This is a genomic window from Deltaproteobacteria bacterium GWA2_45_12 (assembly GCA_001797365.1).
Lineage (GTDB): Bacteria > UBA10199 > UBA10199 > UBA10199 > UBA10199 > UBA10199.
In genome coordinates this window covers 23,568-37,545 of the sequence record MGPH01000004.1, presented here as the reverse complement: position 1 = coordinate 37,545, position 13,978 = coordinate 23,568, and the positions used below count along the sequence as shown (strand labels likewise).

The 13,978-nt window shown below is 44.4% G+C and carries 14 protein-coding genes; 7 read left to right on the top strand and 7 right to left on the bottom strand.

The annotated features are described in order from the left end of the window. Nucleotides 1-8: 8 nt before the first annotated feature. The 4 genes from A2048_06680 to A2048_06665 all read right to left on the bottom strand — a co-directional run bounded on the left by A2048_06680 (nucleotide 9) and on the right by A2048_06665 (nucleotide 6,466). Nucleotides 9-1,178: a hypothetical protein gene (locus A2048_06680; protein OGP11008.1), complete on the bottom strand. Its 1,170-nt coding sequence runs from the start codon at nucleotides 1,176-1,178 to the stop codon at nucleotides 9-11. Between the two features lie 90 nt (nucleotides 1,179-1,268). Continuing rightward, the gene (locus A2048_06675; GenBank protein ID OGP11007.1) at nucleotides 1,269-2,537 is read right to left on the bottom strand and encodes a histidine--tRNA ligase; all 1,269 of its coding nucleotides are present in this window, start codon (nucleotides 2,535-2,537) and stop codon (nucleotides 1,269-1,271) included. A 60-nt stretch (nucleotides 2,538-2,597) separates the two neighbouring features. Next, on the bottom strand, nucleotides 2,598-3,548 hold the full coding sequence (locus A2048_06670; protein ID OGP11006.1) for a nicotinate-nucleotide diphosphorylase (carboxylating): 951 nt from the start codon (nucleotides 3,546-3,548) through the stop codon (nucleotides 2,598-2,600). Between the two features lie 134 nt (nucleotides 3,549-3,682). Further along, nucleotides 3,683-6,466: a valine--tRNA ligase gene (locus A2048_06665; protein ID OGP11005.1), complete on the bottom strand. Its 2,784-nt coding sequence runs from the start codon at nucleotides 6,464-6,466 to the stop codon at nucleotides 3,683-3,685. 42 nt (nucleotides 6,467-6,508) lie between these two features. Between A2048_06665 and A2048_06660 the strand changes: the two genes are divergently transcribed. Further along, a complete protein-coding gene (locus tag A2048_06660; GenBank protein OGP11004.1) occupies nucleotides 6,509-7,483 on the top strand; it encodes a hypothetical protein in 975 nt (324 codons plus the stop codon). Here the strand turns inward: A2048_06660 and A2048_06655 are convergent. Further along, the gene (locus tag A2048_06655; GenBank protein ID OGP11003.1) at nucleotides 7,480-7,665 is read right to left on the bottom strand and encodes a hypothetical protein; all 186 of its coding nucleotides are present in this window, start codon (nucleotides 7,663-7,665) and stop codon (nucleotides 7,480-7,482) included. The genes A2048_06660 and A2048_06655 overlap by 4 nt on opposite strands. Before the next feature lie 30 nt (nucleotides 7,666-7,695). Between A2048_06655 and A2048_06650 the strand changes: the two genes are divergently transcribed. Both A2048_06650 and A2048_06645 read left to right on the top strand, forming a co-directional pair. After that, a complete protein-coding gene (locus A2048_06650; GenBank protein ID OGP11002.1) occupies nucleotides 7,696-8,313 on the top strand; it encodes a hypothetical protein in 618 nt (205 codons plus the stop codon). Nucleotides 8,314-8,344: 31 nt separating this feature from the next. Continuing rightward, nucleotides 8,345-9,001 (top strand): hypothetical protein, encoded by a 657-nt coding sequence (locus A2048_06645; GenBank protein ID OGP11001.1) that lies wholly within the window; start codon nucleotides 8,345-8,347, stop codon nucleotides 8,999-9,001. Nucleotides 9,002-9,245: 244 nt separating this feature from the next. Here the strand turns inward: A2048_06645 and A2048_06640 are convergent, their stop codons facing one another. Both A2048_06640 and A2048_06635 read right to left on the bottom strand, forming a co-directional pair. Then, nucleotides 9,246-9,914: an S-adenosylmethionine-binding protein gene (locus tag A2048_06640; GenBank protein OGP11000.1), complete on the bottom strand. Its 669-nt coding sequence runs from the start codon at nucleotides 9,912-9,914 to the stop codon at nucleotides 9,246-9,248. Next, nucleotides 9,898-10,488 carry a restriction endonuclease gene (locus tag A2048_06635; protein OGP10999.1) on the bottom strand — a complete coding sequence of 197 codons (591 nt, stop codon included), beginning with the start codon at nucleotides 10,486-10,488 and terminating at the stop codon, nucleotides 9,898-9,900. The genes A2048_06640 and A2048_06635 overlap by 17 nt, the downstream gene beginning before the upstream one ends. A 232-nt stretch (nucleotides 10,489-10,720) precedes the next feature. Here A2048_06635 and A2048_06630 point away from each other — a divergent pair, with 232 nt between their 5' ends. From A2048_06630 to A2048_06615, 4 genes are all read left to right on the top strand, one after another. Continuing rightward, nucleotides 10,721-11,770 carry a hypothetical protein gene (locus A2048_06630; GenBank protein ID OGP10998.1) on the top strand — a complete coding sequence of 350 codons (1,050 nt, stop codon included), beginning with the start codon at nucleotides 10,721-10,723 and terminating at the stop codon, nucleotides 11,768-11,770. A 164-nt stretch (nucleotides 11,771-11,934) separates the two neighbouring features. Beyond that, nucleotides 11,935-12,717: a hypothetical protein gene (locus A2048_06625; protein OGP10997.1), complete on the top strand. Its 783-nt coding sequence runs from the start codon at nucleotides 11,935-11,937 to the stop codon at nucleotides 12,715-12,717. A 129-nt stretch (nucleotides 12,718-12,846) separates the two neighbouring features. After that, nucleotides 12,847-13,497 (top strand): hypothetical protein, encoded by a 651-nt coding sequence (locus tag A2048_06620; GenBank protein ID OGP11013.1) that lies wholly within the window; start codon nucleotides 12,847-12,849, stop codon nucleotides 13,495-13,497. Between the two features lie 32 nt (nucleotides 13,498-13,529). Beyond that, on the top strand, nucleotides 13,530-13,970 hold the full coding sequence (locus A2048_06615) for a protein TolR (GenBank protein OGP11012.1): 441 nt from the start codon (nucleotides 13,530-13,532) through the stop codon (nucleotides 13,968-13,970). Nucleotides 13,971-13,978 lie beyond the last annotated feature (8 nt).

Below are 13,978 nucleotides of genomic sequence, written 5' to 3'. Positions count from 1 at the left end.
CAATGAGTTCACGAAAAAATCAGAGTCTGGAAAAAATCATGAGTAAGAAAATGATTATTCCGACAGGCTCCTAGAGTAACAAGAGAACTAACCCAACGGGCGGGAAGATTAACTAAGATGGCTGTCACTTTTTCTTGGGGGGCTACTAAAAATAGTCCTTCATCCAATGTGATGAGGCGCCGTTGTGCAAAAATAAAATCAAAGACTCTACGATCAACCTGAATGGGTGGCGCTAATTCGGGAAGAAATTGTATTTTGTCAGGGATGTATTGGGCAAAGTCTGGTTTGAACCATCTGGGCATACTTGTAATAATAATTGTGTCCTTTCCTGCTCCTGCGGCTCGCAAGCTGGTGGGTAATGTTAACAGATGCCTTCGATGATCCATACCAATAGCCATGGGAGATGGATGTTCGATGTTGGATAAATGAGCCCATCTAAGACCGAGTCTGTGTTGAGCTAAAAATTGAGCCACAGGCCTCATGGAGTTTGGATCGAATGCATCCAGGTGAGCCACTGCGATCCTCTTTTGGGTGATGAGCCACTTGAGGCGTTGGAAGACTTTTTCATCTTTGGCCCATAATAAGGGGGTTCTGGCATCCACAATTGTGTCTGGTAGTTCACCTCCACCATGAGTGTACATGTGTAGCCATTCTCTTTCATGTAGGGGTTGGCCTTTGTAACTCAATTTTTTATTGGCCACCGCAACAAGGGCATCAAACCCCTGTTCGGGACCGTCCAGTTGTTCAATGGCTTGGAGGAGAGCTTTGTTGAATGAGGCTACTTGAGGATCGATGTCAGCCAGAACAATGGCGTCGGCATCGACAGTTAAAGCGACATCAAGATGATGAAAGGAGCCGATGCCCAGGTACCCTCCGCCACGTTCGGGCAAGGTAGCTAAACCAGAGCAAAGCATATCCACATCTTCAGTGGAGAAAATAAATCCACCACCATTTCCTTTAATCCCACCTGAAAGGACGGGTATATTTCCCCTTGTATGGATAGTTTTTTTACGTAGAGGTCCTGGAATTTGAAGAAATGGAGGCGCGATTTCCAATTTTGCTTCACCACCAAGGGTAAATCCATCAATCGGTACAGGCGTGAGAGGGGTTGTTTTTTTTAAACGAGCAGGATGAAAAGAAGAAGGGGGTTGTCCCGAAGGCCCACCCAAGTGGAGCATACGTTGATGCAATACTCCCGTAAAAGAGGCCCGTGCCTGAGGTAATGTTAATGTCGGTGTCCTAAACATACCCTCTTGTCGGCAATTATTTCAAATGGTTGCTGGTCCATTTTTTAGATGATCTACGAGGGTGTTGAAAGGTATTTCCATCTGCGTTTTTTTGGCCATGTCTTTTACTTGGACTTTTCCCTCTTTGACTTCGTTTTCTCCCAGAATAACGGCATGGGTGCAGCCCAGTTTGTCGGCGCGGCGGAATTGAGCTTTGAAGGATTTTTCTTCGAAATCAATTTCACAGGCAATGCCGTTTTGGCGAAGGGAATGGGCGATCTCGATAGCTTTGGGCCAGGCTTCTCTCCCCAGGAACATCACATAAACTTTTGTGGAAGGGGGGGGCGGTGTTTTTCCTTCAAGCAATAGAACCAACCGTTCTACGCCCAGGGCAAAACCCACGGCCGGAATATCCTGTCCGCCCAAATGCTTGACCAACCCATTGTAACGTCCACCGCCGCCAAAGGCATTTTGGGCGCCCAGATTGTTTGAAATGAATTCGAAGGCCGTTTGATCGTAATAGTCAAGGCCGCGCGCAATACGAGCGTTGATGACAAAGGGAACTTTAAGAAGGGAAAGGCCGTTTTTCACCGATTCAAAATGGGGCTCGCAGTTTTCACATAAATAGGAAAAAATTTCCGGGGCCTTGTGGAAAAGTTTTTGGCAAGATTGATTTTTGCAATCAAATACACGCAGGGGATTGGTGGTTATACGGCGCTGGCAGTCCTCGCAGTATTCGGTGCCATGTTTGGATAAATATTTCTTAAGCTCTTCCTGATATTGGGAACGGCATTTTCCCGCCTGCTGCGTGCATCCCAAAGAGTTAATCTGAAGTTCAAAGTCGGTAAGCCCCAGTTTACGAACAAAAGAATCGGCCAGGACAATTATTTCTACATCAGTTTGGGGTGTTTTGGTGCCGAAAATTTCGGCGCCAATCTGATGGAACTGTCGCAGACGGCCTTTTTGGGGGCGCTCGTAACGAAACATGGGGCCCATGTAATAAAGTTTGGTAACAGGGTCGGCCCTTTCAAAATTATGTTCGATATAGGCCCGGACCACAGAGGCCGTGCCTTCAGGTCGCAGTGTGACAGATTCGCCCCCCTTATCATCAAAGGTGTACATTTCTTTTTTTACCACACCTGTTTCGGTGCCAATGCCACGGGCAAAAAGCTCGGTCACTTCCAAAAGAGGGGTACGGATTTCTTCAAATTGAAACAGGGCGAAATGAACACGAGCTGTTTCTTCAATGTGTTGCCACAGTTTGATTTCAGGGGAAAAATTATCTTTGGTGCCGGTGATGGATTGGATCATAAATTATTGTAAGGGCGCCCCTTGGTACGCCCTAATCGGAGGGCGCAGCAAGCAGCGCCCCTACATTACCTCAAAACTGATGTCAACACTGGGGGCAGAATGTGTCAACGCTCCGACAGAAATGCGTGAAACCCCCGTGGCCGCGTATTTACGGACATTGTGCAGGTTTACACCGCCAGAGATCTCCAGTAGGGGCGCCGCTTGCTGCGCCCTTGCCAACGAAACCGCCTTCCGAATCTGTGCCAGCCCCATATTGTCCAATAAAAGAATGTCCACACCATGCTTAAGTGCTTCTCTGACTTCCTTAATATTCTTTGCTTCGGCTTCGATCATAGGGGCTCGCGTATGCTCTCCACTCGCCTTTATCTGCCACTGGCAGCGGCTCATGGAGCCTTCCTCCACCGGCAAAGCCGGATGGAGCCTCCCCCTCAACGCCGCTGTGCGGCTGTTAAATTTTGTACGATGGGCCTTGGCTTTGTCAATGGCCGCTCCAATCCCTCCGCATGCGGCGATGTGATTGTCTTTGATAAGATACATGTCTGAAAGATTCAGTCGATGATTTTGTCCTCCGCCATGGGCAACAGCTTGTTTCTGGAGCATGCGTAGCCCCGGTACGGTTTTACGCGTGTCCAAAATTCGTGCGCGATAAGGTTTGATGGTTTCCACAAAGCGAAAAGTTAATGTGGCCACGCCGGAAAGTTGTTGCAAAAAATTAAGCGCCACCCGTTCGGCGCGCAGGATATCCGTTACTTTGCCGCGGACTTTTCCGAACACTTTCCCTTTTTTGATGAAATCGCCGTCCTTGGCCGATGTTTCAAGGCGGAGAGAGGGAGAGACTTGGTGGAAGACTTCCCTGACCATGTTTATTCCCGAAAGAATCAAATCCTGTTTGGCCAAAAAAACACCCCGCCCCGTTTTTTTGCCATCAAAAATGGCGAGGCTGGTGATGTCATTTGTGATGACATCTTCCTTGAGGGCAAGGGAGACGATTTGGGAGAGGGATGGGTTCATGTTTTTGATTCTAAAGGGCGAACACAAGGTTCGCCCCTACGTCATTTTAATAGGGCGATTTCCATCTCTAAAACATTCAATCTCGTTCCCACGCTCCGGCGTGGGAACGCATAGAGCCGACGCTCCAGCGTCGGTTATTTGTTCAAAAGATCAATTTCCGTTTTCAAAACTTTTTCCAATTCTTTCGCCTGTGTTAATGTCAGCCGTTTTTCCGTAATCAAATCGGCCTCGGCGTTTTCCATGAACTTAGGATCATTTAATCTTAATTCCAATTGTTTAATATCCGCCAGAACCCGTCCTAATTTCTTTTGAACACGCTCTGTTTCTTTGGCCCTGTCAATACCGTTGGCAGCCAGGGGGATGGCGATATAGCCGTTTTCAATACCTACCAAGGCGGCAGATTCTGTCATGTTGCCGGTCCGGGTCCCTACTTTCCCCAATTTTCCCAACTTCATGATCATACCGACAATTTCTTCGTACTTGGCCAAATTGGTTTCGGTGGTTTTAATTTCGATCGAAATTTCCTGAGCAAGTGGCAGGCCTGTTTCCTGACGGATGCTTCGGATGGAGGACAGGGTGGCATTCAGTAATTCGATTTTCTCCCAAGCTTTTTTATCTTCTTTTTTGAGATCCCATGCAACGGGGAATGATGCCAAGGCAATGCTCTTTCCTTTTCGATCCACCAAAATCTGCCAGATCTCCTCAGTGATGAAGGGCATGAAAGGATGCAAAAGCTTAAACGAGGTATCCAAAACAAAATAGATGGTGGCTGCGGTTTCCTTTTTGGCCGCAATGTTTTCACCTCGAAAAATTTCCTTGGAGAGTTCCACATACGAATCGCAAAACTTCATCCAGAAAAATTGATAAAGGGCCTGTGCTGCCTGGTTAAATTCATAGGCTTTAATTTTTTCGGAGACCTTCCTGATAGTTCTTGAAAGTTCCACCAGGATCCATCGGTTTAAATCTTCTTTTGGCTCCACGGTTTTGAAATCATTTTCACCTGAAATAAATGGCGCCGCATTCATCAGCGCAAACCGTGACGCATTCCAGATTTTATTGCAAAAATTGCGATACCCTTCGATGCGGGCTTCATCTAATTTGATGTCACGGCCCTGGGCGGCGAAAGCGGCCAGTGTGAAGCGAAACGCATCCGTCCCATATTTGTGCATCATCACCAGCGGATCGACCACATTCCCTTTAGACTTGCTCATCTTGGCGCCTGTAGGGTCGCGAACCAGGGCATGGATATGAATGTCTTTAAATGGAACCTTCCCCATGAAATGGATACCCATCATCATCATGCGGGCGACCCAGAAGAAAATGATGTCAAAGGCGGTGACCAAGACACTGGTGGGATAAAATTGTTGTAGGGGCGAACCCTGCCTGCCCGCCTCTGGAGGGTGTTCGCCATTCCATGGCCAGCCCAAGGTAGAAAAGGGCCAGAGGGCGGAAGAAAACCAGGTGTCAAGGACGTCGGGGTCTTGGGTTAATTGTGTGGACCCGCAGGTGGAACATTTTTTGGGAGGTGTTTCGGAGACGATGGGGGGGCAGTTGTGTAGGGGCGAATCTTGTATTTGCCCAGGGCGATCACAAGGATCGCCCCTACCACCCTTCTCACAATACCATGCCGGAATTTGGTGTCCCCACCAGATTTGTCGCGAGATGCACCAGTCCTGAATATTTTCCATCCAGTTGAAATAGGTTTTTTCCCAATGTTGGGGAACAAAGCGGGATTCGCCGTTTTTGACTGCGGCAATGGCTTTTTCGGCCAAGGGTTTTGTGCTGACAAACCATTGGAAGGATAAAAATGGTTCCACCACGGTGCGACAGCGATAGCAATGCCCGATCTTGTTTTTGTAAGGCTCGATTTTTTCCAATAATTCTTGTGCTTCCAAATCTTCCACCACTTTCTGCCGCGCTTGGGCTGTTGTGAGCCCGGCATAAGCGCCGCCCTTGTCATTGATCTTTCCGTCAATAGTTAAAATATTGATGTGTTCCAACCCATGGCGGTTGCCTACCAGAAAATCGTTGAAATCATGGGCCGGTGTGATTTTGACAACGCCACTGCCGAATTCTTTGTCGACATAATCATCGGCAATGACGGGAATCTCACGGTTGGTTAAGGGAAGTTTCACCTTTTTACCAATCCAATCTTTGTAACGTTCATCGTTGGAATTAACAGCGACGGCGGTATCTCCCAAAAGGGTTTCAGGCCGTGTTGTCGCGACGATGAGGGTAGGGGCGCTGCTTGTTGCGCCCGTAATTGAGGGCGCGCCAAGGGGCGCCCGTACAATCGGATATTTAATATGCCACAAACTCCCCTGCGATTCTGAATGTTCCACTTCCAAATCCGAAAGGGCCGTATGGCATCGGGGGCACCAATTGATGAGGCGTTCCCCCCGATAAATCAGCCCTTCTTTATACAACTGCACAAAAACTTTTTTAACGGCCGTTGACAACCCTTCATCCATCGTAAAACGCTCGTTTTTATAGTCGCAGGAAGCGCCCAGTCTTTTGAGTTGACTGATAATGGTGCCGCCGGATTCGGTTTTCCATTTCCAAACGCGCTCCACGAATTTTTCACGGCCCAGGTCATGGCGGTTTTTTCCTTCGGCATGCAATTGTTTTTCCACCACGTTTTGTGTGGCAATGCCGGCATGGTCGGTGCCAACGACCCAGAGCACATTTTCGCCGTTCATGCGGTGGTAGCGCACAAGAATGTCCTGAAGGGTTGAATTAAGGGCATGCCCCATATGCAAAGAGCCGGTCACATTGGGCGGAGGAATGACAATGCTAAAGGTGCCCTTGGGGCTTTTTGAAAAATCGGGAGCAAAAAGATTGTTTTGAAGCCAAAACTCAATCCAGCGATCTTCAACGGTATGGGGTTCGTATATTTTGTCGAGTTCCTTTGTTTCCATTTGAATATGAGGTGATTATCGAATAATCTATCAACCTTCAACATGAAAAAAATACTGCAGCAATGGGTTCCCTGGATTGTGGTTGTTTTGGTGTTCTATCTTTTATTCCAAAAAATACCCCCTTCAGAGATTTTTGAGACCTTTTCTTATGTTCGTTTGGGGCCGTTTATTTTTTATAGTCTGGTTTATTTTCTTCTCATGCTTGTTTTTGATGTGGTGAGCCTTGAATGGATTTTCAGGCGGTTTGTCACCCATGTCGGTTTTGTTGAAACCCTTTACATGCGTGGGGCCACTTACCTGCTGATGCTTCTTAATTACAATTTGGCCCAAGGGGGCATGGCGCTTTATTTAAGAAAGACACATCAGGCCCCCACTTTTCAAACCTTGGGGGCCATTTTTCTGACCGGTGTGGTTGATCTGACCCTTGTGTTTAGTTTCAGCTTTGTCGCTATTTTTTACGGAGATGTTGTTTATCGTGGGGTATCATTAAGACCCTTTATTTTGAATTTTGGGGCCGTTTTTTATGCCTTGGTTTGTATGTGGTTTCTTTTTTGGTTCTGCCATAACACGCTTTTTGTCAAAAAATTAACCCGCAAATGGGGCCTTTTTCAATGGGTACTAAACAAGAAGTTATTCATTGCTTTTAGGGAAATGGAAGTGCGCGATTTGTTCATGGTGATGCTATTAAGATTACCTCTTACTTTGACAATCATGTTTTCGGTCCCTTTTATTCTTCATGCATTTCAAAGTTCGGTTTCGTTTCATCACATTTTCACTTATATCCCCGTGGTGATGTTTGTAGGAACACTTCCCATCACTCCTGCGGGGATGGGGACTGGCCAGGCACTCATGGTTGATTTCTTCAAGGGTTCTCTTGTGGGCCCTGCCGGGCTTACAGCAGAGCAGATTCTTTTTTCTTCAAGCCTTATCTGGGCTTTTGTCAATCTCGTGCTTAAAAGTATTTTTGGAGCTTATTGTTTGCATAAAAAATCACGCCATTTATTCATGCCCAATTAATGATATGCCGCCCCCATAATCGCCAAATGAGGGAAATTAATCAGCCGCACAGCGGTGTTGAGGGGGAGGCTCCATCTGGCTTTGCCAGTGGAGGGGGCGATCGCCCAGCCCCTATAATTGACGCGATGTGTTGCGTTAAAGATTTTTTTGAAAATACCGTTTGAACACCCTTTTTTGTCCATGCTAAACTTTAAGCATTGAGGGACTCCAAAATGGGTGAAAACATACTTCTTCACACAGAAAGCCTTCCCGAATTTTTCAAGGAAAAAGTCCATTATTCCATTACCCACCTTAAGGCTCCGGTGAGTCCTGAGGTGGAATATTATCTGGTGAATCTTCTGTTTCAATTTGCCCAGTCGGATCATTTTTATGAGGTGGGCGAAACCGGTCAGATAGAAGACCGGGCTCTGGCCACGCGCTATTTTGACGCGCAAGGGCTTGCCGATAAAGCAAAGATTCCTGTTTTAAAAAAAATGGGAGATTGTGCCCTTTATATTTCCGGTTTTTTTGCTGACAGCTTTTTTAGAAAAGCCATCAATCTAAAATATTATATTGATATGGGGCATTTTGCTTATTCCTCTGTTTCAACCCTTATCCCTGGTTATTCGGAAAAAATTTTAAAAAATCTTTTTGAAGAACTTTCAAGAAAATTCATCGTTTTGGTGGATGTGATCAATGATGTGCGTGATTCGACGGAGCTTAAGTCGGACCAGAACCTTCTTAAACTTTATGAACGTTGGCTTCATACGGGCTCGGAGCGGATAAAAGCCATTTTAAATGAACAGGGAGTTATCCCCAACGAGTGTGTGAAAACGGGGTTTGAACAGTAGGGACAATCCTAGGATTGTCCCTACAACCTATATGCTTCTTGAACAAGTACAATCCCAGCTTGAGTCTATTTATGATATCGGCCTTAAGGAACGGGCTGAGGATTTTCTTATTGAAAAAAAGGAAGCCCTTTCGATTTTGAATGTGAAAGAGGAAACCAAAATTCCCAAGGAACTCTTACTTGTCCGGCAACCTGTGGATGAAACGGTGGAAGTGGCTCTCTTTTTAGACCCCAAATTGTTTCGTAATCTGAGTGCCCATAATCTTTTTGAGAATATCAGCCAAAAAAGTCTTTCTGATTTTTGCATTGTCATCGAAGGAGTTTCCCATTTTGTTTATTATTTGTGGAAATCTTATCGCAAGGTTCCCATTACCCAGCTCGAACTTGAACTTCAGGCTGAAATAGACAAGTTTGTGATGCTGTTTTTGTATTTAAGAACAGCCCAATCCGGATCAGGTTTTTCCCCGTCCCGTATTTTTGAGGCTTTGTTTGAAAATTTTACCCTTTTGGATCATTTGTCCGGCACCCAAAAAAATCGTTACATGACGGCCAGCCACTTGGCGGGGAAATTCTGTTATCAGCTTCATCAAAGGTTTCATGCTCATCAACATTTAAGAGTTCTTTTAGATGAAATCAGGCATTTCTATAATCTTACCCAGGAACAAAAAATCAGCTACATCATGCATTGATTAAAATAAATTTTTCTGAGTGATTTATTTTATTTGAGTTACTTATGGGCACCTCTAAAAACTGTTGCAGAGTGACCCTTCGAGAGCCTCAGGGTGTCCCAACTAAGCTATAGTGGACCTCCTCTCCTGGGCTTTTTATGCCCGAAAGTTCTACTTATGAAATGTCTTTTTTTAGGGGAAGCTTACGGACATGGTGAGGTTCTCGAACCATGAACTCGAGTTTTTAGAGGTACCAGAGGTACCCTTATGGGAACAAAGAAAGTGATGAGTGAATAGAGTTTTTAGAATGATTTGAATATGTTGGCCATGTTGGTTCGTAATCTTTTATTTGGTTTCCCCATTGACTCCAATTGGCTCTTTCACCTCTGGCAAAGAGCTCGAGATATGGGCCTTTGCTGCATTGCTCTATGAGTGAGAAAAGTTCATCAGGTTTCCTAGAGTGTTCACGTTTACGAGTATTGATTAAATTTACCTGAGTTCTTCCTGCTTCTAAGGTTCTTGCATTTTTACCTTTTACCCCGAATAAAATTAATTCGGTTACATTTCTAAAATAGAAACCAACACCTCTTCCATCCGGGCCGCCATCTTTTCTTATTTTGTACCAAACAATATTTGTTTTATAAGTAAATCCCCAAGCGTGCAATACTTCCAAGCCCTCACCTAGTAATGCATTTGGTACCCAAAGATACAAATGGGCAGGTTCTTTACAAACCTTAGCTACAGGGAGAGATTTTATTTCAGATAATGTAAGTGTTGGGTAACGATTGAGCCTTTTGTGTTCGGGGGCCATTTTTCCAGTTCTATTTTTAAATTGCCATGGAGGATCAGCAAGTATGGTATGAAAACTTCCTTTAATTGAATCTTGAAAATCAGTTATAAAATTATTTTTTGATGTATTAATTATTTGTTTCATATAATTTTTGAGTAATTCCAAAAACAAGTAGTGGGCATCCAGATCCTCCACCACCTTCGATTCTTGGTAAAAGTTTGCTCATATGTGTTGTTGAAGCGCCATAGGATTTTCCGCGGTCTAGTCCATTGAAGATATCTTGGAGGTTGTCGCATCTTGTTATAATGATGCCCACGCTAATTGCTCTCAGATCAAATAACAGTCTAAAATTATTAAGATCCCTGTCAAAAAAAGGGTCTTTATTATTCCATTCAATTTCTAAAGCTACACGGTTTTTATAACAGTCAATTTTATGAGTAGGAGAATCCATCGAATGTCCATCGACAACTACTTTGGTTGTGAAAAGTTTTTCATGCCATCCTTTATTATAAAAAGCATGATCAATTGCTTCTGCAACTTGTGATTTTCTTCCACCCCCTTCTGTGATCCAGCTTTTCTTGAGTCTAAACTCTGTCAAGACCTCAATTATATTATCCCATTCTTTGTGGAAATCATTTTTAAGAATAACACAAGCATGTTTCCATTCATGTATTTCATAAGCGTCTCTGATGAATTTTGGGAGAATGTCAATCGTCATAGATCAATGGTATGCACCCCAGGGCAAGCCCTGGACCCAAGATTCTCCGCCTTAGGCGGAGAATCTTGACCCGGCAAGACTCGTCCCCGAAGCCAACGAGCGTAGGGGATAAACCCGGAAAAACAAATTATTTTAGGCCTATTTTTTAATAATAACAAATTTATTTTTACGGTTTTAAATTTAAATTGGTTTATTTGACGCTTCTCTTATTCAATGCTACCGTTTCCCACTTATGAATTCATGGCAAGGTCAACTTCCATCGTTATTGCAAGCCACTCCATTTCAAAAAGAAAGTTTTAATCTGGTCAAATTGGCGGGAGAAGCCAGTTACCGTGAGTATTTTCGTTTTCATTTCAAGGATGGCCGGACAGCTATTTTGATGAAAATGCCCTCGGGCTTTGCCTCTGTTTCAGAAGAAGTCACCAAAACCACAAAAAAAATGGATGAACTGCCCTTTATCAATGTTCAAAAATATCTCAAAGGTGTTGGATTGCCTGTTCCTGAAATTTATGCAGCCAATGCGGATAAGAGTCTCCTGGTTTTGCAGGATTTAGGGGATCTGGCTCTTGAAAAGGTGGTTTCGGGGGCCAGTGATGATGTTTTGATTTCATCTTACAGAAAAGCGCTGGGCTTACTGGTTCAATTTCAGCAAAAAACATCCCAAAATCGTGACGGGAGTTGTGTGGCCTTTTATCGCCGTTTCGACAAGGATCTTTTGTTGTGGGAAATGAATCATTTTCTGGAATACGGGATTGAAGATCGTTTTCAGATAAAAGTTGAATCCGAAGATAAAAAGATTTTTGAAGAATTTGCCAACCAGATTTGTGATGAAATTGGGGTCATGCCCCAAGGGCTTACCCATCGCGATTTCCAAAGCCGCAATCTTATTTTATACAAGGCAAATTTGTGGATCATTGATTTTCAGGATGCCCTCTTGGGCCCGGTGTTATACGATTTGGTGGCCTTACTTCGGGATTCCTATATTTGTCTGACACGGCCCCAGGTTGAAGGATTGGTGAAAGATTTTGCAGGACTTTTATTTAAAGGGCATCCCTATGAGGCCATGCCGGAAAAAATTCTGACCCATTTTGATCTTTTGACCATTCAACGAAAATTAAAGGATACGGGAAGGTTTCAATACATTCATACGATGAAGAAAAATTCCTCCTTTTTGATTCATGTGCCCAACTCCATTGCCTATGTGAAGACAGCCTTGAAGGCTCAACCTAAATACCATGGGCTTTTGGAGATGATTGGGAAATATGTTTCTGAGTTCAGATAATTCATGGTTCGACCACCGCGTAGCGGGGTCCCGTGCGCGGGACGGGGCTTCAGCCGGAGGCTGATCCGTCCTCTGGCGGACACCATGTTCAGGTAAGGGCAATTCATGAATTGCCCTTACATACATAAAGGACACCCTGAGCTTTGTCGAAGGGTGACCGGCTTATGAAAGTGATGCTTCTTGCCGCGGGTCTTGGCACGCGGCTTAAACCTATAACTGACAAGATTCCCAAACCACTCATCCCGGTGAATGGGATCCCCCTTATTTTTTACAATTTGGCCCTGTTAAAAAAACATGGGGTGCAGGATGTGGTGATTAACCTCCATTATATGGGGGACAAGATAAAAAAAATTCTTGGGGATGGCTCTTCTTTTGGTTTCAAGTTTCGTTATTCCGTAGAACCAAAAATTTTAGGGACGGGGGGTGGCATCAAAAGGGCGGAAAGTTTTTTGGATGACGGCAGTTTTGTGGTGATGAACTCGGATATTATTGTGGATATTAATTTGAAAGCTTTTTTTAAATGGCATCGCTCTAAACGAAACGGAGTGAGTCTGGCCGTGGTTGAAAGTGACAAAGCCTTTGAGTTGGGAGTGTTGCAGGTGGAAAAAGAAGGACGTGTGTTGTCCATTTTGGGGCAACCCATGGTTTGTGAATCAGGTGTGGCCAATACTTTTTTTACCGGGGTGCATGTTCTTTCTCCTTCCTTTATTAAAAATTACAAAAGACGGGGTAAAACCTGTATTGTACGCGATGGATATATCCCTTATTTAGAGGCTGGCGGGGAAATAGGGGCTTACATGTATCAGGGTTATTGGAATGATTTGGGAACTGTAGAAAGGCTTAAAAAAACGGAACAAGACCTAAAAAATAAAAAGATCGTTTTAAGTTATTTCAAGGAACTGACATGGATTAAAAATCAATTGGACGATGTTTCCAAATCGCTGTAGGGACAATCCTAGGATTGTCCCTACACGGCGTAGGCGGTGGGTGAACAATAAAGATTATTTTTTTACAATCGAAAGGAGATAGATATGTTTTTTTCTGTTGCATGGGCTCAAGTGCAGGGCGAGCAAACAATGACCGAAAAGGGTATTCTCAGCCTTTTATGGAATTCAAGCCCCGTTGTCCAGTTAACCCTTGTCATCCTGGCTGTTTTTTCAGTGGTCAGTTGGGCCATTATTTTCATGAAAATAAAACAGTTCAAGATGGCCCAAAAAGATTGCCAGGATTTTTGGGGCAGCTTTTCTCAAAGCCCCTCGTTAAATGATGTGTTGGAAAAACGTGCCGTAAAATCGGGGCCTCTTTACGAAATTTTTCGTACAGCCATGGATATGGGAAGCAAATTCAAGCAAACAGCCAAAGGGGCTTTTTTCAAGGAACATCTCATGAATCGCCTGGCCCAGGCACGCGAAGAGGAAATTTATAAGCTGGAACAATACATTTCTTTTTTGGGGACGACGGCGTCCACAACCCCCTTTATCGGCTTGTTTGGCACCGTTTGGGGCATCTTGACGGCTTTTTGGGCCATCGGGAAAGCGGGTTCCACTTCACTTGCCACTGTGGGCCCTTATATTTCAGAAGCGCTGGTGACCACGGCCATCGGCTTGGCGACGGCCATCCCCGCGGTTATTGCCTACAATTATTTTGCGGGTAAAATAAAAATTCTCACCAAGATGATGGATTTGTTCATTGATGATTTATTGGTGAAGGTTGAAGAGGAAATGTAACTGACCCTAAGTAGAATATAAAAAATATGAAAATGCATCGTCACGAAAGCCAGGCGGTTTTGGCAGAAATTAACATCATTCCCTTGGTTGATATCATGCTGGTGCTTTTGATCATCTTCATGGTGGCGGCCCCGCTTTTGCAACAAGGGGTGGATGTTGATTTGCCTGAAGTCAATGCGGGAGCTGTTTCCCAGGCCAAGGACGACCTGGTGCTTACCATCAACTCGAATGGCCAGCTTTTTTTGGGGGATGACAAGTCCAATATTTATACTTTGGGGACATTGGAAGAAAAACTCAAATCCATTTTTGAAAACAAGCAAAAAAAAGAAATTTATCTTCATGCCGATAAAGATGCTGTTTATGGTTATGTGGTTCAAGTGATGGCCCTGTGTCAAAAAGCGGGCGTTGAACGTATGGGAATGATCACAACTCCCGAAGAAGCATCCCCTTCAAAGGACAAAAAAAATAGGTAGTTTGTCTT

What these genes read in the sequence shown, in the direction of transcription:
- A2048_06630 (OGP10998.1), top strand. Translation starts at nt 10,721, where the DNA reads ATGAATTCATGGCAAGGTCAACTTCCATCGTTATTGCAAGCCACTCCA.
- A2048_06640 (OGP11000.1), bottom strand. Translation starts at nt 9,914, where the DNA reads ATGAAACAAATAATTAATACATCAAAAAATAATTTTATAACTGATTTT.
- A2048_06620 (OGP11013.1), top strand. Translation starts at nt 12,847, where the DNA reads ATGACCGAAAAGGGTATTCTCAGCCTTTTATGGAATTCAAGCCCCGTT.
- A2048_06650 (OGP11002.1), top strand. Translation starts at nt 7,696, where the DNA reads ATGGGTGAAAACATACTTCTTCACACAGAAAGCCTTCCCGAATTTTTC.
- A2048_06680 (OGP11008.1), bottom strand. Translation starts at nt 1,178, where the DNA reads ATGCTCCACTTGGGTGGGCCTTCGGGACAACCCCCTTCTTCTTTTCAT.
- A2048_06670 (OGP11006.1), bottom strand. Translation starts at nt 3,548, where the DNA reads ATGAACCCATCCCTCTCCCAAATCGTCTCCCTTGCCCTCAAGGAAGAT.
- A2048_06635 (OGP10999.1), bottom strand. Translation starts at nt 10,488, where the DNA reads ATGACGATTGACATTCTCCCAAAATTCATCAGAGACGCTTATGAAATA.
- A2048_06660 (OGP11004.1), top strand. Translation starts at nt 6,509, where the DNA reads ATGAAAAAAATACTGCAGCAATGGGTTCCCTGGATTGTGGTTGTTTTG.
- A2048_06675 (OGP11007.1), bottom strand. Translation starts at nt 2,537, where the DNA reads ATGATCCAATCCATCACCGGCACCAAAGATAATTTTTCCCCTGAAATC.
- A2048_06665 (OGP11005.1), bottom strand. Translation starts at nt 6,466, where the DNA reads ATGGAAACAAAGGAACTCGACAAAATATACGAACCCCATACCGTTGAA.
- A2048_06615 (OGP11012.1), top strand. Translation starts at nt 13,530, where the DNA reads ATGCATCGTCACGAAAGCCAGGCGGTTTTGGCAGAAATTAACATCATT.
- A2048_06625 (OGP10997.1), top strand. Translation starts at nt 11,935, where the DNA reads ATGAAAGTGATGCTTCTTGCCGCGGGTCTTGGCACGCGGCTTAAACCT.
- A2048_06655 (OGP11003.1), bottom strand. Translation starts at nt 7,665, where the DNA reads ATGGACAAAAAAGGGTGTTCAAACGGTATTTTCAAAAAAATCTTTAAC.
- A2048_06645 (OGP11001.1), top strand. Translation starts at nt 8,345, where the DNA reads ATGCTTCTTGAACAAGTACAATCCCAGCTTGAGTCTATTTATGATATC.